The following is a 19,285-nucleotide window of genomic DNA, read 5'->3' on the forward strand; positions in this document are numbered from 1 at the left end:
AAACGACAGATTCAGACGGAGCCATCGCCGAGTTTGTAGATCCCGTCGATGCTCATTTTGATGGGCGGTCCTTCGATAGAGACTTTACTCTGCCGGAGCAGGGTCGTCTGCAGCTTCGGGCTGCTCAGGTCAAAGCCCTGTATAAGGCCGCCTGCCACCTGGTCGAGAGATGCGTCGCTCAGTTCGTCCGAACCAAGGGCAATCCCGTAACGCCCGGCCAGCGCCACCAGTTCCTTGCGCAAACCTTCGTCTTCGCTTGCTTTCTTCAGAAAAGCCGAAATCGTATTCGTTTCCATCTGTCACCTCCTCGGTGTTCGGGTTAAACGGAAAGGCCATGATAGGGCGCTGTGGGGACACGGACAAGCGAACTGTTACGCAGCAAAGCTGTGACCTGTGTCACACCCGATGGTTCATGAGAACAGGAAATCCGACGCCTTCCAACAACATGCAATTTCCCATACCTTCTCATAACGGCCATGGGTGTGTTCTTTGCGAGTCTTCTTCGGCCAATTCAGCGCATTCGGCATCGCTGAAAATCCGCGAGCGGGTGTGAAAGGCCTTGCCCTCCGGGCCTTCCAGCGAGAAGGTGCCGCCGTGGCCGTCGATCACGTCGATGATCAACTGCGTGTGTTTCCAGTACTCGTATTGCGACTTTCCGATGTAGAAGGGGCAGCCGCCGATTTCGCCGAGATATACGTCACCGGCGCCGATGGTGATTTCGCCAGGCAGGTAGCAATTGGCCGCGCTGTTGTCGCAGCAGCCGCCGGATTGGTGGAACATCAGTTCGCCATGCTTCCTTTTCAGAAGTTCGATCAAGTCCAGGGCGGCTTGGGTGGCAACGACTTTTTCTACCATGCTCGTCTCCGAAAATGAGGGGCGCTTGGCCGCCCCCGGGCCTTGTTTGTATTTAAATCAGAAGAAACCCAGCTTCTTCGGGCTGTAGCTGACGAGCAGGTTTTTGGTCTGCTGATAGTGGTCGAGCATCACCTTGTGCGTTTCACGACCGATTCCGGATTCCTTGTAGCCGCCGAAGGTGGCGTGGGCCGGGTAGGCGTGGTAGCAGTTGGTCCATACGCGACCGGCCTTGATGGCGCGGCCCATGCGGTAGGCGGTATTGCCGTCGCGCGACCAGACGCCGGCACCGAGGCCGTAGAGCGTGTCGTTGGCAATCTCCAGGGCTTCGGCTTCGGTCTTGAAGGTGGTCACGGCGAGCACCGGCCCGAAGATCTCTTCCTGGAAAATGCGCATCTTGTTGTGGCCCTTGAACAGCGTCGGCTGGACGTAATATCCGTCGGCCAGATCGCCTTCGAGTTTGGCGCGGGCGCCACCGATCAGCAACTCGGCACCTTCCTGCTGGCCGAGATCGAGATAGGTCAGGATCTTGGTCAACTGTTCCTGCGAGGCCTGGGCACCCATCATCGTGTCGCTGTCGAGCGGGTTGCCCATCTTGATCGACGCAACGCGTTCGAGGACACGCGCCATGAACTTGTCATAGATCGATTCGTGGATCAGCGCCCGCGACGGGCAGGTGCACACTTCGCCCTGGTTGAAGGCGAACAGCACCAGACCTTCGATGGCCTTGTCGAAGAAGTCATCGTCGGCGTCGGCGATATCGGCGAAGAATATGTTGGGCGACTTGCCACCGAGTTCCAGCGTCGCCGGAATCAGGTTGTTGGCGGCGGCCTGCGCGATCAGGCGGCCGGTGGTGGTCGATCCGGTGAAGGCGATCTTGGCGATGCGGCGGCTGGTGGCCAGCGGCATGCCGGCTTCGCGGCCGTAGCCGTTGACGATGTTGAGCACACCCGGCGGCAGCAGGTCGTTGATCAGTTCGGCGACGATCAGGATGCTGATCGGCGTCGATTCGGCCGGCTTCAGCACCACGCAGTTGCCGGCGGCAATCGCCGGCGCCAGTTTCCACGCCGCCATCAGGATCGGGAAGTTCCACGGAATGATCTGGCCGACGACGCCGAGCGGTTCATGAAAGTGGTAGGCGACGGTGTTCTCGTCGATATCGCTGAGCGCACCTTCCTGCGCCCGCAGGCAGCCGGCGAAGTAGCGGAAGTGGTCGATGGTCAGTGGAATGTCGGCGTTCAGCGTTTCGCGGATCGGCTTGCCGTTGTCGACGGTTTCGGCGTAGGCCAGCAATTCCAGATTCTGTTCCAGGCGATCGGCGATCCTGAGCAGGACGTTGGCACGTTCAGCCGGCGGCGTACGTCCCCACGCGTTGGCGGCGGCATGGGCCGCATCCAGCGCCAGCTCGATGTCTTCGGCGCCCGAGCGGGCCACTTTCGTATACACCTTGCCGGAGACCGGTGTGATGACATCGAAGTATTGACCCTTGACTGGCGGCACCCACTTGCCGCCGATGAAGTTGTCGTATTTGGCCTTGAACTGAAGCTTGGCGCCGGGTTGACCGGGGAATGCGTAGATCATGATGTCTCCTCATTATTGTCGATGAAAAAGTCCGGCAGGACCGATCTGCGAAAGCAAGCCCTGTGCAGAATCATTATACGATTGACAAGCTGTTGATTTATCGTGAAACCAGGACTTTTTGGACGGGTGTATATTTGAGTCCCTTTTGGCCTGCTGGTAAGGCTTTTTCAATGCCTTTCAACAGCACGGACCATTCACCGTAAAATTGTGTTTGTCGTTTGGCAACTGGTTTCCCGCGCCTTATCGGGCTAAACTTGAACGTCGTCTGCGTTTGCAGGCCATTTCGAGGAGAAGGATCATGGGTAAGGCAAAGGAAACCAGCAAGGAAACCAAGAAACAACCCGCAAAAACCCCGAAGGAAAAGAAGGCCGCCAAACAGGCCAAGAAACACGCAGCAGATACCACTCCACTGGTTACGCGCTGAGTGTCGCTTCGCTTGCCGGTCCGCCCTGCGGCGGATTTATTTCACGTCGTACTCGAAGCGTGCCGCCACCTGGCCTTCAATCACCACCTGGAGTCGCCGGTGGCCGGCGGGTTCGTTCTGACCGACAGCCCATTCGCCGTAAATCTTGCCGTCCACCGGCACCAGTTGTCTCTGGCTGACCTGGTTGCGTCGTTCGATGGGGATGTTCAGGCTTTCGCTTAAGGAATCCGCGGCATTCCCGGCCCTCGGCGGGCCAGGCAGCAGATATTCCTCGCGCACGCTCAGGGTGCGCCGGGCGGTTTTTACTTCGATGATCCAGCCGTAGCGCTGACCCACCTTGTGCGGAACCGTATCGCCTGGCTCGAAGACCAGTTCCTCCGGATTGCTGACGTCGAAGAGGCCAAACTCGGCATTGATGATTTCGACTGGCGCTTCCGCCGGTCCGGGCGACGCAGCAAAGGCGATCCCGGCCATCAAGGCCGTGATCAGGATCAGCGTTTTACGGATCATTCGGGCAACTCCATGATATTCCATCTTCCGAAAGTGGCCATTGCCACTTTCGAGACACTTGCACCTTCATTTCCCATTAGTTTTATTGGTCAGTTCGCTCTACAATCCGATCTTGTTCAACCGAGTGAAGGAAATCATCATGTTTAAAAAGATCACCGGAATCATTGCCATTGCCACATTATGCCTGACCACCTCCGGCAGTGTCGGCGCCAACGAACACCAGAAGGCCGCCAAGCCGGATGCGACGATCGAGTTCTCCGGCGGCTCTGTTGCCATCGGCATCGGTTTTACCTGGGGTGGCGGCGATGTCAAGTTCAATGGCAAGACCTACAAAATCAAGATTGAGGGGCTGTCGGCTGGCGAAGTTGGCGGAACCAAGCTCTCGGCGAAGGGCACGGTCTACAACCTCAAGCAGATCGGGGACATCGAGGGGACGTTCCGCTCAGGTGCTGCGGGCGGCACCCTGATTGGCGGTGGCACCCGGGCCTCGATGAAAAACGACAAGGGGGTTGAGATCAAGATCGAGACGACGGCCAAGGGTCTGAGCCTGAAGCTGGCCGCAGAAGGCGTCAAGATCAGCCTGGAGAAGTGATTCCCGAATTTGCCCGACTTGCGCGCAGCGTCGCGTCGGTCGTGCACCTTGGTTAATCGACAAAACAAAGCTGTTGCCGCGCCGACACGCAGGCCTCTCAAATCCAGCCAGGTCTAACAGGCGGACAAACTATATTCGGGAGAGGCGCGAACCGCATTGATCCTTGTGGCTAACGTGTGTGCGCCAGGTCAGCGAGAAATTCGGTGTAAATTTTCGCCAGCGCCTGTTCCATCGCCACGGCGAAGGCATCCAGCGAGTCGTCTGCGGCGGCTTGCTCGGCCTGATACGTCCTGTTCAGAAGTGTTTTACCACCGGCCAGCAGGCGCAGTTCCAGCGCCACGACGGCCTTGCTGTTCTTGCCGGACAGCACGCGCTCGAAACCGAGGATGCGCCCGTCGACAACGTAGGGCGCATTGCTGCCGCCGGAAAGATCAAGCGCGCTGCCCAGGCTGCTCACGAAATGGCCCTGCACCATCTGTGCCGGCGGATAAAGCCACAGGTGATAGTGATACTGGCGCAACTGGCGCAGGCTGCTTTCTTCGGCGTAGATGATCGGGCGCTCGGCATACAGGCTGTCAGCACGGAATGTCTGTACGGCAACGGCACCGGGCAAGGCCTTGCCCGCAGACGAAACACTCACCGGCTGCAGGCGGTAAAAGCGGTCGCTCGGTGCCGGCGGCACACTGCCGCAGGCGGCAAGCAACAGACAAAAGCTGAGAAGGGTGGCGTGCAGTCGGTTCATTGCGCTGCTCCTGCGGCGGCATCGGTTGGCGGGCGGCTCTGGATCAGCGCGGCCGGATTCTCGCGAATGGTGCGGGAAAATTCATTGAGGTTGCGTCCAGCCGCTTCAAGCTGGTAGAGCGTCGCATCGACGCGGCGCAACGATTCCTTCAAATCCTTGCCGCTGCTGTTGACGATTCCGCGCGAATCCTTGACCAGCCCTTCGACCTCGGCACGAACACCGGAGAGATCGCTCGACAACTTGAGCGCGTTGGCCGAAGCGCCATCGGCGTTCTGCAGCATCCGGTTCCAGTGCTTGACGTTTTCGTCACTGAACAGGGCATCGACGCGCCCCGCCGTGCGGTTGATGCGTTCTATGGTCGAACGCATGTCGGCCATCGCCGGCGCAACGTTCTGGTTGATCTGCGCGAGCAGCGGCTTGATGCTGGTTTCGGTGATCTTGCCGAGTTCGCTGGCCAGCGTAGCGACCGACTCCATCAGGTTGACGCTGCTGTCACCGAGAATATCTCCGCCCACCGCCACGATGTCGCGGCTACTGCCTTCCTTGATCTCGACCAGGGGAGGGCTGAGCAAACCCGGCGTGGCGATCAGTGCGCGACTGTCGACAGGAATATTCACCGGTTTTCTCAGGTTGAGCGTGATGCGATACCTGGTGCGCTGGTCACGCGTCACCGGCGCAACCAGAGTCACGTTGCCCACTTCGTAGCCTTCGTAAGTCACTACTGAACCCTCCTTGATTCCCGCCACATTCGGGAAGTGGGTAAAGTAAATATCGCCTTTGGCGCTATGCCCGGTAATCCGGTACAGCGCGTAGAACAGCACGGCGGCCATCAGCAGCACGAAGCTGCCGACCAGCAGGTAATTGACGTTGTCGCGCTTCATCGTGGTTTCATCCTGAAAACCTCATGGTCAGAAAATCTCCCGGGTCAGTCGTTCCATGTACTCATCGGGGTTGATGGCTTCGTTTCTCGGTTTGCGGTTGAGCAGGGACTGGATTCGCTCATTGCTGCTGGCGCGGACGGCGGCGACCGTATCCGACATCAGGATGCGTCCCTGGTCGAGCACGGTGATGCGGTCGGCAATCTTGAAGGCACTTTCCAGCTCGTGCGTAACCACGACAATCGTCATGTTCATGGCATCGCGCAGGATCAGGATCAGTTCGTCCAGTTCGGCCGAAACCACCGGGTCGAGCCCGGCCGAAGGCTCGTCGAAAAACAGCAGGCGCGGGTCCATGACGATGGCCCGGGCCAGCGCCGCGCGCTTGATCATCCCGCCCGACAACTCGGATGGCATCAGGTTTTCAAAGCCGGCCAGATTGACCACCTCCAGCTTCATGCGGCTCATGATGCGCATGGTGTTCTCGTCGAGCCGGGTATGTTCGCGCAGCGGCAGCTCGACGTTCTCGCCGACGGTCATCGAGTTGAACAGCGCGCCGCCCTGAAACGCCACGCCCATGTTCTTGCGCAGGTCGTACATCTCGTCGGCACTCAGCTGAGTGATGTCCTTGCCGAGCAACCTGATGCTGCCCGAGGTCGGCTGATGCAGGCCGAGCAGATGGCGCAGCAGCGTGCTCTTGCCCGAACCGCTGCCACCCATGATGACCATTATTTCACCCTGCCGCGCCTGAAAGCTGATGTCGTCGAGGATCTTCCTGCTCCCGTAGTGGGTGACCAGATGGCTGACGTCGATGGCAAGGTCGGTAGCGTTCATGGAATACGCAAGCCCTTAACGGCTCGTGAGAAAAGTAAAGACCATGTCGGCGAGGATGATGCCGATGCAGCCGAGGACCACGGCGCGCGTTGTTGCCTGCCCGACCCCCTCGGCGCCGGCACTCACGTTGAAGCCATTGCCGGCGCCGATCAGGGTGACGATCACGGCGAAGATGAAGCTCTTGAGGACGCCGTGAATCACGTCTTCGGCGACCAGCACTTCGAAGGTACGCTCGAAGAAAATGCCCATCGGCAGACTCAATTCGCCGGCGCAGTACAGCGCCCCGCCGAACAGCGCGACCAGGTCGGAAAGAATGGTCAGCGCCGGCAGGGTGAGCAACATGGCGGCAAGCAACGGCGCCACCAGATAGCGCACCGGGTTGATGCCGATCACGCGCAAGGCGTCGATCTCCTGCGAAATCTGCATGGTACCGATGCGCGCGGCGATCGCCGAACCCGAACGGCCAGCAACGAAAATGCCGGTAATCAGCGGTGCGAATTCACGCGTTACCGACAGCGCAATGCCGAGCACCACCTGCCCCTCGGCACCAAACGTCCGCAGTGTATAAATGCCCTGAATGGCCAGCATCATGCCGGTGGCAAATGACGCCAGCGCGACAATGGGTATGGCGTTAACGCCAACGCCGACCGCCTCCTTGAAAACCGCACCCAGACGCACCGGCTGCCGGCGCCAGTGCCCGAAGAGCAGCCAGTAAAACGCTTCGGCCAGCAGGGCGGCGTGGTAGCCAACCTCCCTGACCGATTGCAGGCTGCGCTGGCCAACCTGGGAAACGAAGGAAAGTAGCGGATTCAAGGTCATCCGATCAATAAAAATTCAGGATCCGTCATCGATTGTTTCTGGTGCTATCCGGATGCTGCCGAAACCCCGGGGCTGTCGCACCACAAACGTCGGGTTACGGCCCGATCCGACCCGCATCTTCTCATCTCTGCTGCGCCATGCGCTCGTCAAGCGACGCATGGATCGGAAACACCTTGTCCAGGCGCGCCAGTTTGAGCACGTTCATCGCTGACTGCGCCACCGCCACCAGAGCAAACTCAAGACCCTGCTTCTTGGCCGTCTGATAGCCCTCGACCAGACTCGCCACGCCGGAACTGTCCATGTAGCTCACCGCCGAGAGGTCGACGAGCAGCGGCGCTTTCAGCTTGAGGCAATCGAGGATCGCTTCGCGTGCCCTGGGCGAGGAATGCAGGTCAACATCGCCGGAGAGTCGCACAAGCTTGTAGGGTGGCCGGTCTTCAATCTGAATTTCCAATGGGCATCCTTTAATCAAATCCGCTTGCTCAGTTGCAGGCAGTTGGCAAAACCTTCCGGTGCCTGAACGTAAGCGACACCGTCCATCAACTCGCGCATGAAATGCACTCCCAACCCGCCGGGGCGCAGTTCGTCGAGATTCCTTGGGCACAAATCCGCGTCGCAAGCCGGCAAGCCATTATCCAGCAAAAGCGCTACCAAAACATCGTCATCAACGCCCAGACGCAGCGTGAACTGATTCCCGTCGGCAAACCCGTAGCCGTGCTGAATGATATTCATGCAGGCTTCATTGATCGCCAGCACCATCTGTTCGCTGCATCCCTCGCCGGATTTCTTGTCACCTCGTGCTCGCTGGCAGGCATCGCGAACGGCCAGACGCACCTCGGAAAGCACCTCGGTACTCGCCGGGAAGCACCGATCGAGCAGCCAGACCATCAGCCGATCACCAGCAGGGTCAGGTCGTCGTGCAGGCGCTCACCGGGGCGCACCAGCGCCTCGGCAACGCGAGCGAGTTGATCGGCTGGCGGCAAGAGGGAGTGTTTGTCGAGAAGGGCTTTCAGGCCGAATAGTTCGAGCATCCTGCCCTCCGCCGCCCAGCCCTCGGTCACACCATCGGTAAAAATAAAAAGCCGGCCGCCATCGAGCTGCAGACGCTGCTCAAAGTACGCCATGCCGGGAACGATGCCGAGCGGCGGCGAGGATTCCTCCAACTCGCTATAAGCGCCCGTCCGGGTCCGATAGAGCGGCGGCTGATGCCCGGCGTTGGCAAAAATGACTTCTCCGCTCGTCGGATCGAACACCCCGGCCGCCATCGTGACGAACATCCCGCGGCTGGCCGTTTCCGAAATTTCGTCGTTGAGTATGGTCAGCAGGTGTGCCGGATCGAGCACCGTTTTGCCGAGGCAACGGAACAGGCTGATCGTCTTGGCCATCAGCATGGCAGCGTTCATGCCCTTGCCCGACACGTCGCCCAGACCCCAGGCGATGCGCCCGTCGGCGATTGGGAAGAAATCGTAAAAGTCGCCGGAAACTTCCAGCGCCGAAAGATTCAGCCCGTGCACCGGGAAGTCGGCGGCCGGCTGATCCGGCAGCAGATTGCGCTGAATCTCGCGCGCCAGATCGAGTTCGCGGCGCATGCGCTCCTGCTCGACCAGCGCCCCGGTCATCTGCGCGTTGTGAACGGCCAGCGAAACCAGACCGGCCAGCACCTGTAGGAAACGCTTGTCGGCTACATCGAACAGACCGTCGCCCTTGCGCTTGTTGATCACCTCCAGGGCGCCCAGCATGCGCCCCTTGACCATCAGGGGCGCGCACAGGATGGAGCGGGTGGTGAAGCCGGTGCTGTCATCGACGGCTTTGCTGAAGTCACTGTCGGCCGAGACGTCGCGCACCAACTGTACGGAATTGCTGGCCAGCGCGCGACCGACAATGCCCTGATTTCTGGCGATGGTCAGGCCTCCGATGGAGACCGGTCCGGCGCAGGCCAGGCAGGTCAGCTTCTCGTTCGCTTCATCGAGCAGAAAGATGGAAGCCGCTTCGGTATCCATGTAGGCCATGATCTGGCGAACCGCGTTGGCCAGGGTTTCGTTCATCGCCGGAGAACCGACGAAGTCCTGGCTGATCGCCAGCAGCAGCTCCATATCGTCCGCCAGCCTGGGATTGGCACCGTTATCGACCAGTTGTTTGGCGTGCTCGACGGTCACTGCAGGAAGCTCCGATTGATCAGACTGCCGGAAAGCGAATTATCCCTGATTCTCCGGTCAAGTGCTTGTACCCCATAGGCAAGCCAGGCGGCCGCAATGCGCCTCGTTACAATGATCGAACTACAGATTTTGCTCACCCCGGCTTAGCGTCATGAAAGCGCACCAGATTGCGCCCCGCCTCCTTGGCTTCGTACATTGCCGAATCAGCCCACTTCAGGACGTCGTCCTGGCTGGCTTCATGATTGACAAACAAGGCCACGCCAATACTTGCGGTGCACAGATGTTCGACCCTGCTCTCCACCTTGCCCTCCTGCCGGATTGTCAGTCGATAGGGTACCGACAGGGTGAGCCGGATTTTTTCGGCAATGAGCCTGGCTTGCGCCGTTGATTCGCTTTTATCCGTATCCAGATCGCTGATCATCACCACAAATTCATCGCCGCCGAAGCGCGCGACGGTGTCCATTTCGCGCACGCAGGATTTCAGGCGCTCCGCCGCCTCAATCAACAACAGATCGCCTACGGCATGCCCGTGCAGGTCATTCAGCGGCTTGAAGTTGTCCAGATCCAGGAACATCAGTGCGCCATAGCAGCCGCTGCGCTTGCTGGCGGCCATGCTCTGGCTCAGGCGGTCGTCAAGCAGGCGGCGGTTGGGCAGTCGCGTGAGTGTGTCATAGAAGGCCATTTGATGCACCTGGTCTTCCATCAGCTTGCGTTCGGTAATGTCGATGTAGATGGTGACGAAACCTCCGTCAGGCAATGGCATGCCGCGAATCTCCAGCGCCATTCCGTTGGGACGCACCCGCTCGATCGTGTGTGGCTGGAAGTTGCGGGCGCGGGCGACGATCTCGGCCACCTGCTGATCGGGGTCGCCAGGGCCGTATTCGCCACGCTTCGCGTTATAGCGGATGAGGTCCTCAAAATGAAGTTCCGGCTTGTCGAACAGGGCGTCGGGCAGTTCGAGCAATTCCTTGAACTGATCGTTGCTGGCGACCAAGCGCAAGTCAGCGCCGAACACGGAGACGGCACCGGGGAAATTCTCGATGATGGTCGACAGCACGTGGTTCTGCCGCAGCAGTTTTTCTTCGTTACTCTTTTGCTCGGTGATATCGGTGTATGTGGTGACGAAACCGGATTGATTGCCGCCGAGAACAAACGGGTAACCTTCGACGAGCAGTACGCGGCCATCGCGCGCCTGGCGCTCGAAGCGATGAGGCTCGAAGCGGCGGGCCAGTGCAACGCGCTGGCGAACCAGTTCCTCGGGATCGCCAGGGCCGTACTCGCCGCGCCGGGCCGGGTAGCGGATCAGTTCCTCGAAGTGCACGTACTTGTACACTGCACCGCGCGGCAGACCAAGAATGTTGTAGATCTGCTCGTTCCAGAACATCAGACGCAGATCCTGATCGAATACGGTAACGCCGACGCGCAGACTTTCGAGCAGGGCGTTGAACTGGCTGATGACATCCTCGCGCTCTTCCTCGGCGCGTTTCTCTCTGCTGATGTCGTGGAAGGTGCCGGCGTAACGGGTGGCCTGACCCTCGGCAGCGAGCGGAGCGCCACGCACCGAAATGCTGGCCTTGCCACCCTCACCGTGTTTCAGACGCAGTTCCTGGTGCAGCGACAGGCCCTGCTTGACCGCCGCCTCAAGCGTATTCATGAAACGTCTGCGTTCACCGTCCAGCAGAACCTCGATCCACGATCCCGGATGCAGGCCCGTGATGCCGGCAATAGACTCCAGCAGACTCAATGACTGCGCTGGCAGCCAGAAACTTTCGGCGTCCGGATCGTACTCCCAATACCCGACACGTCCGACGCGCTGTATGAAATCAAGCTGCTGGTGCTCTGCACCGATGCCGTGATCCTCCGGGGTCATTCCTTTCCTCCCGACGATATAGCGGCCGTCATCATTGAACTACGGCCCATTTCCCGGCGGAATCGCGCACGGCGACGTGCTGGGGCGGGTATAGAACGCCAAGCACCATGGCCAGTCCCATTTGCACTTCGTCGCCCTTGATCCGTGCGAAGGCTTTGGCGTCGCTCGTATAGAGGTTGCCCGTCTTGCTGCGCACCACGACTTCAGGATTGCCGGTGATAACGAAATCGAGCTTGTCGGTGCTGACCGGGACGACCCGGATGCCCGCCGCGTAGCCCTTGTTGAGTATCTTTGATTTCTGAATCCCGGCCAGGTCAAGCTGAAGCCCTGGCGTGCTGGCGTCCTTCAGCAATTGGTAAGCGCTGGCGAATTCCGGCTTGAAAGTCTCCGCCCGCGCTGCGACCAGCGCCGCCAGATCCTGCCTGTCGGCGTCAGTCAGCGCGGTGATTGGCGTATAGTGGTGCCACGGTCGGTCGGCAGCGAAATCTGCGACAAACTCGCGCTCCAAAACGATCTTGCCGACGTTCTTTTTCCTGTTGTCTACGCCTTCATCGCTCTGGTTGGTCGCGCTCATCTGGCCCGGGCCTTTCTCCGTGCGCGTCACCTGATCGGTCACTAACGCCCAGCGAAGTTGCGCATCGTAGGGCGTCTTGGCGTTGGCGGGTACAAACTCGATACGGATTTTGTTCTTGCCCTTGCGTAGCGCTGGCCCCATGGAACTGGCCGGTACCCACACGGCGCTTCCGATTTCACGATTGTCGAACAGGACGGGAACTTCACGCTTCTGGATTTCCTGTTCGGCGACCGGAACATTGTTGATAAACACGTTCGCCTTGCCGGCCACGATTTCCACATGGTCTGACTTTAGCGGATCGCCGACAAAGGGTGAAAAGTTGAATTCGATGTTGAGCACCACGGCCGAGGCCAGTGAGGAACAGAACAGAAGCAGGGCTGCGATTAAGCTACGCATGGTGTTTCCCCTCTTGAAAGTTATACTGCGATCATTATCCCGGCACAGCATTTCCGGGAATCATTCTGAAATTGCCGCCCGGCACGTTGGCGTATTGTATAACTACGCTGATGCTGGCTGTCGTCAGGACGGCTTCATCTTGCTGCCCGTGCCAAAGCAAGCCCTGCCAATACGTCATTTTGACCCGAAGCCTGTCCTAGTGCTCCGCAGAGGGCGACTTAAGTCCCGAGCGGACGGCTCCCTTGAAGCACACTGACCTTAACCTTCACCGACCTTGCCAGCCCGGGTGATTTGCACGACCATGTCTGCTTTTGCGTGTTGTTGATCGCCCTTATCCCGCCATGTCTCCCTTGATTCGCCGCCTGCTGATTACCCTCGCCGTCATCGCCGCCCTCATCGTCCTTTTCTGGTGGATCGGTCGACCGAAGCCGATTGCCGTGGTCGTCAGGGAAATTGATCGCGGCAAGGTCGAGTCGAGTATCGCCAATACTCGCGCCGGCACCATTGAAGCCTGCCAGCGCACCAAGCTATCGACCATCATGGGTGGCCGCATTGAGGTGCTGGCGGTGAAGGAGGGCGACCGCGTGAAGAAGGGCCAGTTGCTGATGAAGCTGTGGAACGACGATCAGCAGGCGCAGAGCACGCTGGCGATGGCGCAGGTAGCCACCGCCCGGCAACGAGTGAACGAAGCCTGCGCGCAGGCGGCCAACGCCGAACGTGAAGCCGAACGCCAGGCCGCGTTGCGCGAAAAGGGTTTTGTCTCCACCTCGCGTGAAGAATCGGCGCGCACCGAGGCGCAGGCCAAGCGCGCCGGCTGCGAGGCCACCCGGGCCGATGTCGCGCAGTTCCAGGCCAAGGTCAACGCCACTCGCGTCGAGCAGGGGCGGACGATTCTCTACGCGCCATTTGACGGTACCATCGCCAAGATCGTCGGTGAGATAGGCGAATACTCGACGCCTTCGCCACCCGGTGTGCAGACGCCGCCGGCCATCGACCTGATCGACGACTCGTGTCTTTACGTCAAGGCGCCGATGGATGAAGTCGACGCGCCGAAGATCATCACTGGCCAGCCGGTACGTATCAGCCTCGATGCGTTGCCCAAACAATCCTTTCCCGGCAAGGTCAGGCGCGTTGCGCCTTACGTTTCGGCGATCGAGAAACAGGCGCGTACGGTCGACATCGAAGCCACTTTCGACAATCCCGAAGCGCCTGGCAGGTTGCTGGTCGGTTACAGCGCCGACATCGAAGTGATCCTTGCCGTGCGCGACAACGTGGTACGCGTTCCCACTTCGGCGCTGCTCGAAGGCGCTCGTGTGCTGGTGGCCAGGGCCGACGACAAGCTTGAAGAACGCAAGATAAAAACCGGGCTGGCCAACTGGGAATTTACCGAAGTGCTGGAAGGTCTCAATGCCGGCGAACGCGTCGTCACCTCGCTTGAGCGCGTCGGTGTCAAGGCCGGCGCTGCCTTTGTCGTCGAGGCGACGAACTCCCGTTGATACTCAAAACCTCAGTTGAGCACGAGCAATTGGCCGAAACATCCAGTTTGTCGAGCGTTTGGCCCTCACCCCAATCCTCCCAGAGGGGAGGTTCGAGAGTCGCTGGCGCGACTTTCACGCCAATGATCGTCGAGTGGCTGCGTGAATGTGACGGGTATACGCGGCTGACGCTGCACATCCAGCCGGGCGCAAGTAAAACTGAAGTTGCCGGAATCCATGGCGATGCACTGAAAATTCGCTTGGCCGCAGCGCCGGTGGATGGCAAAGCCAATGCCGTTTTGATCGGGTTTGTTGCTGATCGGCTGGGGCTGGCAAAGTCGGCAATCCGCCTTAAAAGCGGCCAGACTTCGCGGCGCAAGGTGCTTGAAGTCGTCGCAGCGCCGGTTGACACTGCGCAACGCTTGCTGCCGGATACCTGAGAGAGTGAATTCTTGCGTCACGAATCGCCGTTCCTTGCCTGCCCGTTACCTTGTTGCCGACGGGCCAGCGTGGCAACGTGGTAGAATCGTGCCCCCTGCCTGTACCCATCTGATTGATCTTCAATATGTTCTCCGGAATCATTGCCGCACTTGGACGGATTACCGAACTGACGCCGCGCAACGATGGCACGCCGACCGTTCGCCTCAGCATCGATGCCGGACAACTCGACCTCGACGACGTCACGCTGGGTGACTCGATAGCCTGCAACGGCGTCTGCCTGACCGTCGTCGATACGCAGGAGAACAGCTTCTTTGTCGACGTCTCGCCGGAAACGTTGTCCTGCACCATCGGGCTTGACGCTCCCGGCCCGGTCAATCTGGAAAAGGCGTTGCGCCTGGCGGATCGTCTTGGCGGTCACCTGGTCTCCGGTCACGTCGATGGCGTTGGCGAGGTGCTGCGCTTCGATCCAGTTGGCGATAATCGCCTGCTGGAAATCCGCGCGCCTGAGGCTCTGGCCAGATACATTGCGCGCAAGGGCTCTATCACCGTCAATGGCGTCAGCCTGACCACCAATCGGGTGAGCGGTGCCTGTTTTACCATCAACCTGATTCCGCACACCCTGGAGGCGACGACGCTTGGTTGCCTGAAAGCGGGTAGCCGGGTCAATCTCGAAATCGACCTGATCGCGCGCTACGTCGAGCGCATGCTCAATCCTGACGCTTGCGACGCGTCCGAGGCTGGATAAATGTCACCACAACACCGATCCGCCATTGCGCCGATCGAAGAAATCATCGTTGATATGCGCGCCGGGCGCATGGTCATCCTCGTTGATGAAGAAGATCGCGAAAACGAGGGCGACCTCGTCCTGGCCGCCGAACACGTTACGCCTGAAGCCATCAATTTTATGGCCAAGCATGCGCGCGGGCTGATCTGCCTGACGCTGAGGGAGGAGCGCTGCAAGCAGATCGGCCTGACGCAGATGGCGCGCGACAACAAGAGCCATTTCAGCACCGCCTTCACCGTTTCGATCGAGGCGGCGAGCGGTGTGACCACCGGCATTTCGGCGCAGGACCGGGCGCGCACCATTCAGGTAGCAGTGGCGCGCGACGCACGGCCGGAGGATATCGTCCAGCCCGGACACATTTTTCCGATCACCGCCAAGGCCGGCGGCGTACTGGTGCGTGCCGGCCACACCGAGGCCGGTTGCGATCTTGCCCAGTTCGCCGGGCTCGATCCCTCTTCGGTCATCTGTGAAATACTCAAGGACGATGGTTCGATGGCGCGCCTGCCCGATCTGATCGAGTTCGCCCGCAAGCACAGCCTGAAGATCGGTACCATCAGCGATCTCATACATTTCCGCAGTCGCAACGAAAAGCTGGTCGAGCGTACCATCTCCAGGTCGGTACAATCGGTGCATGGCGAATTCATCCTGCACGCTTATACCGACCGCACCTCGAATGAAATTCATCTGGCATTGACCCGGGGAGAGATTCATCCGGACAGGGAAACGCTGGTGCGTGTGCACGAACCGCTCTCGGTGCTCGATTTTCTCGACCCGTCCAGCGCTCGCCACACCTTCACGCTCGACCAGGCCCAGAGGGCGCTGGCGCGGGTAGAATCCGGCGTCATCGTTCTCCTGCGACGCCCGGAAACCAGTCATGACATTCTTGCCGCGCTGGTCGAGCAATCGCCTGCGCAGCGGCCGGCAGCGAAATGGGATCCACGCATCTATGGAATCGGCGCACAGATCCTGCGCGATCTCGGCGTATGCAAAATGAAGCTGCTGGCCAGCCCGCGCCGTATGCCGAGCGTGACCGGTTTCGGACTCGAAGTTACTGGCTACATTGCTTCGCCGGCCGAACTTGAATGACCCGTTCAGAATTCACTGAAACCAAAAGAAAGCGCTGACATGGCCCGCTACGAAAACAGTTATGAATACGAACCCGACCTGGCCGGAGCCGGACTGGCTATCGGCATCGTCATGAGCCGCTTTAATCAGGACATCGGCGAAGGCCTGCTCGGCGCCTGTACGAGCGAACTCAAGCGTCTGGGGGTCGCCGACTGCGCTATCGATATTGCCACCGTACCCGGCGCGCTCGAAATCCCGTTGGTTCTGCAAACGATGGCGCAAAGCGATCGCTACGATGCACTGATCGCTCTCGGCGCCGTCATTCGTGGCGACACTTACCATTTTGAAGTGGTATCCAACGACTCTTGCCGTGCCGTCATGGAGGTGCAACTGGATACCGGTATCCCCATTGCCAACGGTATCCTGACCTGCGAGGACGACGATCAGGCACTGGCGCGCATGCAGCAGAAGGGTTCGGATTGTGCGCGGGCTGCCGTCGAAATGGCCAACCTGCTCCGTGCCATCGGCGAAAGACCTGCATGAGCATTACGCCGGAGATCGCCAAAGCGGAAAGCAAAGCCGCAAGGGTCGCCAAATCACCGCGCCGGCGTGCACGCGAGTTTGCGCTGCAAGGGCTCTACCAGTGGCAGATCAGTGGCAACGATGAGGTGTCCATTGAGGCCCATCTGGCCGACATCGCCGGTTTTGACAAGTCCGACCGCCAGTTTTTCGTCGCGGTGTTGCGCGGTGTCCTCGCCCAGCATCCGGTTTTGCAGGAGCAACTCCAGGCTCACCTCGACCGCCCGTTCAGGGAACTATCACCGGTCGAAGCTTCTATTCTGCTGGCCGGCGCCTACGAACTGGTCAATTGCCCGCAAACTCCCTATCGCGTCATAATCAACGAAGCCATCGAACTGGCCAAGGGCTACGGCGGCACCGATGGGCACAAATACGTCAACGGCGTACTCGACAAACTGGCTGCCAAGTTGCGCCCGCTTGAAGTCGAAGCCAAGCGCGCCGCCAATCGAAAATCTTGAATAACCGGAAACCTTGAACCACCAAGACACCAGGCACACCAGGAATCACCAGGTTTTTCTTGGTGTAACTTTGTGCTCTTTGTGACTTGGTGGTGAAGTTTTTCATCGTGCCTTCCACAACCTCCGAATTCGATCTGATCACCCGCTATTTCGCGCGCCCGACGCCGCAGGCCGTTCTCGGCCCCGGCGACGACTGCGCTTTGCTGGCGCCTGCACCGGGGATGGAACTGGCGATCACCACCGACATGCTGGTCTCCGGTACCCATTTTCTGCCGGACACCGATCCGTGCCAACTGGGCTGGAAAACCCTGGCCGTCAACCTCTCCGATCTTGCCGCAATGGGCGCCAAGCCACGCTGGGTAGTGCTCGCCGGCAGTCTGCCGGATGCCGACGAGACCTGGATTGCCGCCTTCGCCGACGGTTTTTTTGCCTGTGCCAGGCGCTACAGGGTTGACCTGGTCGGCGGCGATACGACGCGCGGACCGCTCAATCTGTGCGTTACGGCACTCGGCGAGGTGCCGGCCGGCGCCGCTTTGCATCGTGCTGGTGCGCACAGCGGCGATGACCTGTGGGTTTCCGGCCAGCCCGGACTGGCCGCGCTGGGCCTCGCACACCTGCAGGGCCGGACGCAATTGCCGGAAAAACTCGCTGCGCGTTGTCTCGCTGCCCTGCAAAAACCGACGCCGCGTATTGAACTTGGACTGGCCTTGCTGAACCGGAAGCTGGCCCATGCCGCGATTGACATCTCGGATGGACTTCTTGCCGACCTCGGCCACCTGGCCAAAGGTTCTGGCCTTGATGCCGAAGTTTTCCAGCCACGGCTCCCCTTGTTGCCTGTGGGTGCCGAACCCCTGCTGGCACGCCGCTGTCAATTGGCTGGTGGCGACGATTACGAGCTGCTGTTTGCCGCGCCACCCGGCAAGCGCCATGAACTGGCTGAACTGGCGGCACAACTCGATCTGCCGCTGTGGCGCATTGCTCGTATGGTTGATGGCCCGGGTGAAGTTCATTTGCTTGACGAAAACGGGCAGACACTAAGCATTTCTCACAAAGGATTCGATCATTTTGCTCAAGATCAAGACTAAGCCACCTTCGCTGCACTTTCTCCTGTCGCATCCGGCACATCTGGTTGCTTGCGGATTCGGCAGCGGCTTGTCGCCCGTCGCCCCGGGAACTGTCGGAACGCTTTTCGCCTGGGCTTCTTTTCCCTTGCTCAGACCATGGATGAATGATTTCGAGCTGCTCGGTTTCCTGCTCATTTGTTTCATTGGCGGGGTGCTCGCAGCGCAGCGGACTGGCGCCGATCTCGGCGTCGTCGATCATGGCAGCATTGTCTGGGACGAGATTGTTCCCTTCTGGATGGTGCTGGTATTCTGCCCTGCGGGTGGTCTTTGGCAAAGCACGGCATTCCTTCTTTTCCGCCTTTTCGACATTGTAAAGCCGCAGCCGGCACGCTATTTTGACGAGAAAGTCAAGAACGGGTTCGGAGTAATGACCGACGACCTGATCGCTGCGGGTTACACTTTGCTTGTGCTCGCCATATTTCAATTTATTCTCAAATGAACCAGCAGACACTCGAAACCTTCGCCGCACAGGTCGGCGCACTACTTTTGGCCAATGGCCAGAAACTGGCTACGGCCGAATCCTGCACTGGCGGCTGGGTGGGGCAATGCCTGACGGCCGTGGCCGGAAGCTCGGATTGGTTCGAGCGCGGTTTTGTTACTTATTCAAATGTTGCCAAACACGAAATGCTGGGCGTCGATAACGAAACACTGCTTGCCCACGGCGCGGTGAGCGAAGCAACGGCTGCGGCCATGGCCGCTGGCGCCCTGCGCCACAGTCACGCCGACTGGGCACTGGCGATTACCGGGGTCGCCGGCCCCGGCGGAGGGTCGCCGGACAAGCCGGTCGGCACGGTGTGCTTCGCCTGGGCCGGAGCGGAAGGCCAACTCGATAGCCAAACCTGCCACTTCAAAGGTGCTCGCGAAGAAGTTCGTGCTCAATCGGTAGCCCACGCTCTGAACGGGCTGCTCGAACGTGCAACCCATCTGTCGGCCTGATCATCGCCAGCAAGCGTCCGTGTACTGCTCGCCTTTTCTTTTATACTGTATATAATAAAGGGGTATCCAATTAGCTCCAGTAGGTTCAAAATAACTGGATGGATGTCCATACTTTAGCGTCAACTCCCGGAAAAGACTACCCGCAGACCTGGAACGAGTTTCTCGATTGGTTTGCCACCGAAGAGGCATGCCTTGCCT

Annotated in this window: 24 protein-coding genes and 1 pseudogene; 12 read left to right on the forward strand and 13 right to left on the reverse strand. The window is 59.7% G+C overall.

The window, feature by feature from the left end:
• Nucleotides 1-11: 11 nt before the first annotated feature.
• From JNM42_RS05080 to adh, 3 genes are all read right to left on the reverse strand, one after another.
• On the reverse strand, nt 12-296 hold the full coding sequence (locus JNM42_RS05080) for a hypothetical protein (protein WP_294267165.1): 285 nt from the start codon (nt 294-296) through the stop codon (nt 12-14).
• Between the two features lie 169 nt (nt 297-465).
• Nucleotides 466-855 carry a DUF779 domain-containing protein gene (locus JNM42_RS05085; protein ID WP_294267168.1) on the reverse strand — a complete coding sequence of 130 codons (390 nt, stop codon included), beginning with the start codon at nt 853-855 and terminating at the stop codon, nt 466-468.
• 57 nt (nt 856-912) lie between these two features.
• Nucleotides 913-2,433, reverse strand: coding sequence for an aldehyde dehydrogenase (gene adh, locus JNM42_RS05090; RefSeq protein WP_294267172.1), 1,521 nt, complete (start codon nt 2,431-2,433; stop codon nt 913-915).
• A 298-nt stretch (nt 2,434-2,731) separates the two neighbouring features.
• Here adh and JNM42_RS05095 point away from each other — a divergent pair, with 298 nt between their 5' ends.
• Nucleotides 2,732-2,857: a hypothetical protein gene (locus JNM42_RS05095; RefSeq protein WP_294267175.1), complete on the forward strand. Its 126-nt coding sequence runs from the start codon at nt 2,732-2,734 to the stop codon at nt 2,855-2,857.
• Between the two features lie 36 nt (nt 2,858-2,893).
• Here JNM42_RS05095 and JNM42_RS05100 read toward each other — a convergent pair whose 3' ends face one another.
• Nucleotides 2,894-3,367 carry a hypothetical protein gene (locus JNM42_RS05100; protein WP_294267178.1) on the reverse strand — a complete coding sequence of 158 codons (474 nt, stop codon included), beginning with the start codon at nt 3,365-3,367 and terminating at the stop codon, nt 2,894-2,896.
• Between the two features lie 139 nt (nt 3,368-3,506).
• Here JNM42_RS05100 and JNM42_RS05105 point away from each other — a divergent pair, with 139 nt between their 5' ends.
• Nucleotides 3,507-3,959: a hypothetical protein gene (locus JNM42_RS05105; protein WP_294267181.1), complete on the forward strand. Its 453-nt coding sequence runs from the start codon at nt 3,507-3,509 to the stop codon at nt 3,957-3,959.
• A gap of 169 nt (nt 3,960-4,128) precedes the next feature.
• On the opposite strand, the gene JNM42_RS05110 is transcribed toward JNM42_RS05105, so the two are convergent.
• The 9 genes from JNM42_RS05110 to JNM42_RS05150 all read right to left on the reverse strand — a co-directional run bounded on the left by JNM42_RS05110 (nt 4,129) and on the right by JNM42_RS05150 (nt 12,225).
• Complete coding sequence (locus JNM42_RS05110) at nt 4,129-4,701, reverse strand: ABC-type transport auxiliary lipoprotein family protein (RefSeq protein ID WP_294267184.1); 573 nt, start codon at nt 4,699-4,701, stop codon at nt 4,129-4,131.
• Nucleotides 4,698-5,582 carry an MlaD family protein gene (locus JNM42_RS05115; RefSeq protein ID WP_294267187.1) on the reverse strand — a complete coding sequence of 295 codons (885 nt, stop codon included), beginning with the start codon at nt 5,580-5,582 and terminating at the stop codon, nt 4,698-4,700. The genes JNM42_RS05110 and JNM42_RS05115 overlap by 4 nt, the downstream gene beginning before the upstream one ends.
• A 27-nt stretch (nt 5,583-5,609) precedes the next feature.
• A complete protein-coding gene (locus JNM42_RS05120; RefSeq protein ID WP_294267194.1) occupies nt 5,610-6,410 on the reverse strand; it encodes an ABC transporter ATP-binding protein in 801 nt (266 codons plus the stop codon).
• 15 nt (nt 6,411-6,425) lie between these two features.
• Entirely contained in the window at nt 6,426-7,223 is a 798-nt protein-coding gene (locus JNM42_RS05125) for an ABC transporter permease (protein ID WP_294267197.1), read from the reverse strand.
• 127 nt (nt 7,224-7,350) lie between these two features.
• Nucleotides 7,351-7,683 carry an STAS domain-containing protein gene (locus JNM42_RS05130; RefSeq protein WP_294267200.1) on the reverse strand — a complete coding sequence of 111 codons (333 nt, stop codon included), beginning with the start codon at nt 7,681-7,683 and terminating at the stop codon, nt 7,351-7,353.
• A 14-nt stretch (nt 7,684-7,697) separates the two neighbouring features.
• Nucleotides 7,698-8,117 (reverse strand): ATP-binding protein, encoded by a 420-nt coding sequence (locus JNM42_RS05135; protein ID WP_294267203.1) that lies wholly within the window; start codon nt 8,115-8,117, stop codon nt 7,698-7,700.
• A complete protein-coding gene (locus JNM42_RS05140; protein WP_294267206.1) occupies nt 8,117-9,385 on the reverse strand; it encodes a GAF domain-containing SpoIIE family protein phosphatase in 1,269 nt (422 codons plus the stop codon). Before JNM42_RS05140 ends, JNM42_RS05135 begins: the two co-directional genes overlap by 1 nt.
• Nucleotides 9,386-9,518: 133 nt before the next feature.
• On the reverse strand, nt 9,519-11,255 hold the full coding sequence (locus JNM42_RS05145) for a PAS-domain containing protein (RefSeq protein ID WP_294267210.1): 1,737 nt from the start codon (nt 11,253-11,255) through the stop codon (nt 9,519-9,521).
• Between the two features lie 31 nt (nt 11,256-11,286).
• A complete protein-coding gene (locus JNM42_RS05150; RefSeq protein WP_294267213.1) occupies nt 11,287-12,225 on the reverse strand; it encodes a hypothetical protein in 939 nt (312 codons plus the stop codon).
• 341 nt (nt 12,226-12,566) lie between these two features.
• Here JNM42_RS05150 and JNM42_RS05155 point away from each other — a divergent pair, with 341 nt between their 5' ends.
• The 10 genes and pseudogenes from JNM42_RS05155 to JNM42_RS05200 form a co-directional block, all read left to right on the forward strand.
• On the forward strand, nt 12,567-13,721 hold the full coding sequence (locus JNM42_RS05155; protein WP_294267216.1) for an efflux RND transporter periplasmic adaptor subunit: 1,155 nt from the start codon (nt 12,567-12,569) through the stop codon (nt 13,719-13,721).
• A 125-nt stretch (nt 13,722-13,846) separates the two neighbouring features.
• Nucleotides 13,847-14,140 (forward strand): DUF167 domain-containing protein, encoded by a 294-nt coding sequence (locus JNM42_RS05160; protein ID WP_294267243.1) that lies wholly within the window; start codon nt 13,847-13,849, stop codon nt 14,138-14,140.
• A gap of 125 nt (nt 14,141-14,265) precedes the next feature.
• On the forward strand, nt 14,266-14,886 hold the full coding sequence (locus tag JNM42_RS05165) for a riboflavin synthase (RefSeq protein ID WP_294267223.1): 621 nt from the start codon (nt 14,266-14,268) through the stop codon (nt 14,884-14,886).
• The gene (gene ribBA / locus JNM42_RS05170) at nt 14,887-16,011 is read left to right on the forward strand and encodes a bifunctional 3,4-dihydroxy-2-butanone-4-phosphate synthase/GTP cyclohydrolase II (RefSeq protein WP_294267226.1); all 1,125 of its coding nucleotides are present in this window, start codon (nt 14,887-14,889) and stop codon (nt 16,009-16,011) included.
• Nucleotides 16,012-16,050: 39 nt separating this feature from the next.
• The gene (ribH, locus tag JNM42_RS05175) at nt 16,051-16,533 is read left to right on the forward strand and encodes a 6,7-dimethyl-8-ribityllumazine synthase (protein ID WP_294267228.1); all 483 of its coding nucleotides are present in this window, start codon (nt 16,051-16,053) and stop codon (nt 16,531-16,533) included.
• On the forward strand, nt 16,530-17,027 hold the full coding sequence (gene nusB, locus JNM42_RS05180) for a transcription antitermination factor NusB (RefSeq protein ID WP_294267231.1): 498 nt from the start codon (nt 16,530-16,532) through the stop codon (nt 17,025-17,027). Before ribH ends, nusB begins: the two co-directional genes overlap by 4 nt.
• Nucleotides 17,028-17,134: 107 nt before the next feature.
• Nucleotides 17,135-18,112: a thiamine-phosphate kinase gene (gene thiL / locus JNM42_RS05185; protein ID WP_294267234.1), complete on the forward strand. Its 978-nt coding sequence runs from the start codon at nt 17,135-17,137 to the stop codon at nt 18,110-18,112.
• Nucleotides 18,102-18,590: a phosphatidylglycerophosphatase A gene (locus JNM42_RS05190; protein WP_294267246.1), complete on the forward strand. Its 489-nt coding sequence runs from the start codon at nt 18,102-18,104 to the stop codon at nt 18,588-18,590. The genes thiL and JNM42_RS05190 overlap by 11 nt, the downstream gene beginning before the upstream one ends.
• Nucleotides 18,587-19,087 carry a CinA family protein gene (locus JNM42_RS05195; protein ID WP_294267237.1) on the forward strand — a complete coding sequence of 167 codons (501 nt, stop codon included), beginning with the start codon at nt 18,587-18,589 and terminating at the stop codon, nt 19,085-19,087. Before JNM42_RS05190 ends, JNM42_RS05195 begins: the two co-directional genes overlap by 4 nt.
• A gap of 98 nt (nt 19,088-19,185) precedes the next feature.
• Nucleotides 19,186-19,285, forward strand: a pseudogene (locus JNM42_RS05200) (IS1595 family transposase); the annotation flags it as partial.

Source organism: Propionivibrio sp. (assembly GCF_016790145.1).
Classification (GTDB): Bacteria; Pseudomonadota; Gammaproteobacteria; order Burkholderiales; family Rhodocyclaceae; genus Propionivibrio.

What these genes read in the sequence shown, in the direction of transcription:
- JNM42_RS05080 (WP_294267165.1), bottom strand. Translation starts at nt 296, where the DNA reads ATGGAAACGAATACGATTTCGGCTTTTCTGAAGAAAGCAAGCGAAGAC.
- JNM42_RS05085 (WP_294267168.1), bottom strand. Translation starts at nt 855, where the DNA reads ATGGTAGAAAAAGTCGTTGCCACCCAAGCCGCCCTGGACTTGATCGAA.
- adh (WP_294267172.1), bottom strand. Translation starts at nt 2,433, where the DNA reads ATGATCTACGCATTCCCCGGTCAACCCGGCGCCAAGCTTCAGTTCAAG.
- JNM42_RS05095 (WP_294267175.1), top strand. Translation starts at nt 2,732, where the DNA reads ATGGGTAAGGCAAAGGAAACCAGCAAGGAAACCAAGAAACAACCCGCA.
- JNM42_RS05100 (WP_294267178.1), bottom strand. Translation starts at nt 3,367, where the DNA reads ATGATCCGTAAAACGCTGATCCTGATCACGGCCTTGATGGCCGGGATC.
- JNM42_RS05105 (WP_294267181.1), top strand. Translation starts at nt 3,507, where the DNA reads ATGTTTAAAAAGATCACCGGAATCATTGCCATTGCCACATTATGCCTG.
- JNM42_RS05110 (WP_294267184.1), bottom strand. Translation starts at nt 4,701, where the DNA reads ATGAACCGACTGCACGCCACCCTTCTCAGCTTTTGTCTGTTGCTTGCC.
- JNM42_RS05115 (WP_294267187.1), bottom strand. Translation starts at nt 5,582, where the DNA reads ATGAAGCGCGACAACGTCAATTACCTGCTGGTCGGCAGCTTCGTGCTG.
- JNM42_RS05120 (WP_294267194.1), bottom strand. Translation starts at nt 6,410, where the DNA reads ATGAACGCTACCGACCTTGCCATCGACGTCAGCCATCTGGTCACCCAC.
- JNM42_RS05135 (WP_294267203.1), bottom strand. Translation starts at nt 8,117, where the DNA reads ATGGTCTGGCTGCTCGATCGGTGCTTCCCGGCGAGTACCGAGGTGCTT.
- JNM42_RS05145 (WP_294267210.1), bottom strand. Translation starts at nt 11,255, where the DNA reads ATGACCCCGGAGGATCACGGCATCGGTGCAGAGCACCAGCAGCTTGAT.
- JNM42_RS05150 (WP_294267213.1), bottom strand. Translation starts at nt 12,225, where the DNA reads ATGCGTAGCTTAATCGCAGCCCTGCTTCTGTTCTGTTCCTCACTGGCC.
- JNM42_RS05155 (WP_294267216.1), top strand. Translation starts at nt 12,567, where the DNA reads ATGTCTCCCTTGATTCGCCGCCTGCTGATTACCCTCGCCGTCATCGCC.
- JNM42_RS05165 (WP_294267223.1), top strand. Translation starts at nt 14,266, where the DNA reads ATGTTCTCCGGAATCATTGCCGCACTTGGACGGATTACCGAACTGACG.
- ribBA (WP_294267226.1), top strand. Translation starts at nt 14,887, where the DNA reads ATGTCACCACAACACCGATCCGCCATTGCGCCGATCGAAGAAATCATC.
- ribH (WP_294267228.1), top strand. Translation starts at nt 16,051, where the DNA reads ATGGCCCGCTACGAAAACAGTTATGAATACGAACCCGACCTGGCCGGA.
- nusB (WP_294267231.1), top strand. Translation starts at nt 16,530, where the DNA reads ATGAGCATTACGCCGGAGATCGCCAAAGCGGAAAGCAAAGCCGCAAGG.
- JNM42_RS05195 (WP_294267237.1), top strand. Translation starts at nt 18,587, where the DNA reads ATGAACCAGCAGACACTCGAAACCTTCGCCGCACAGGTCGGCGCACTA.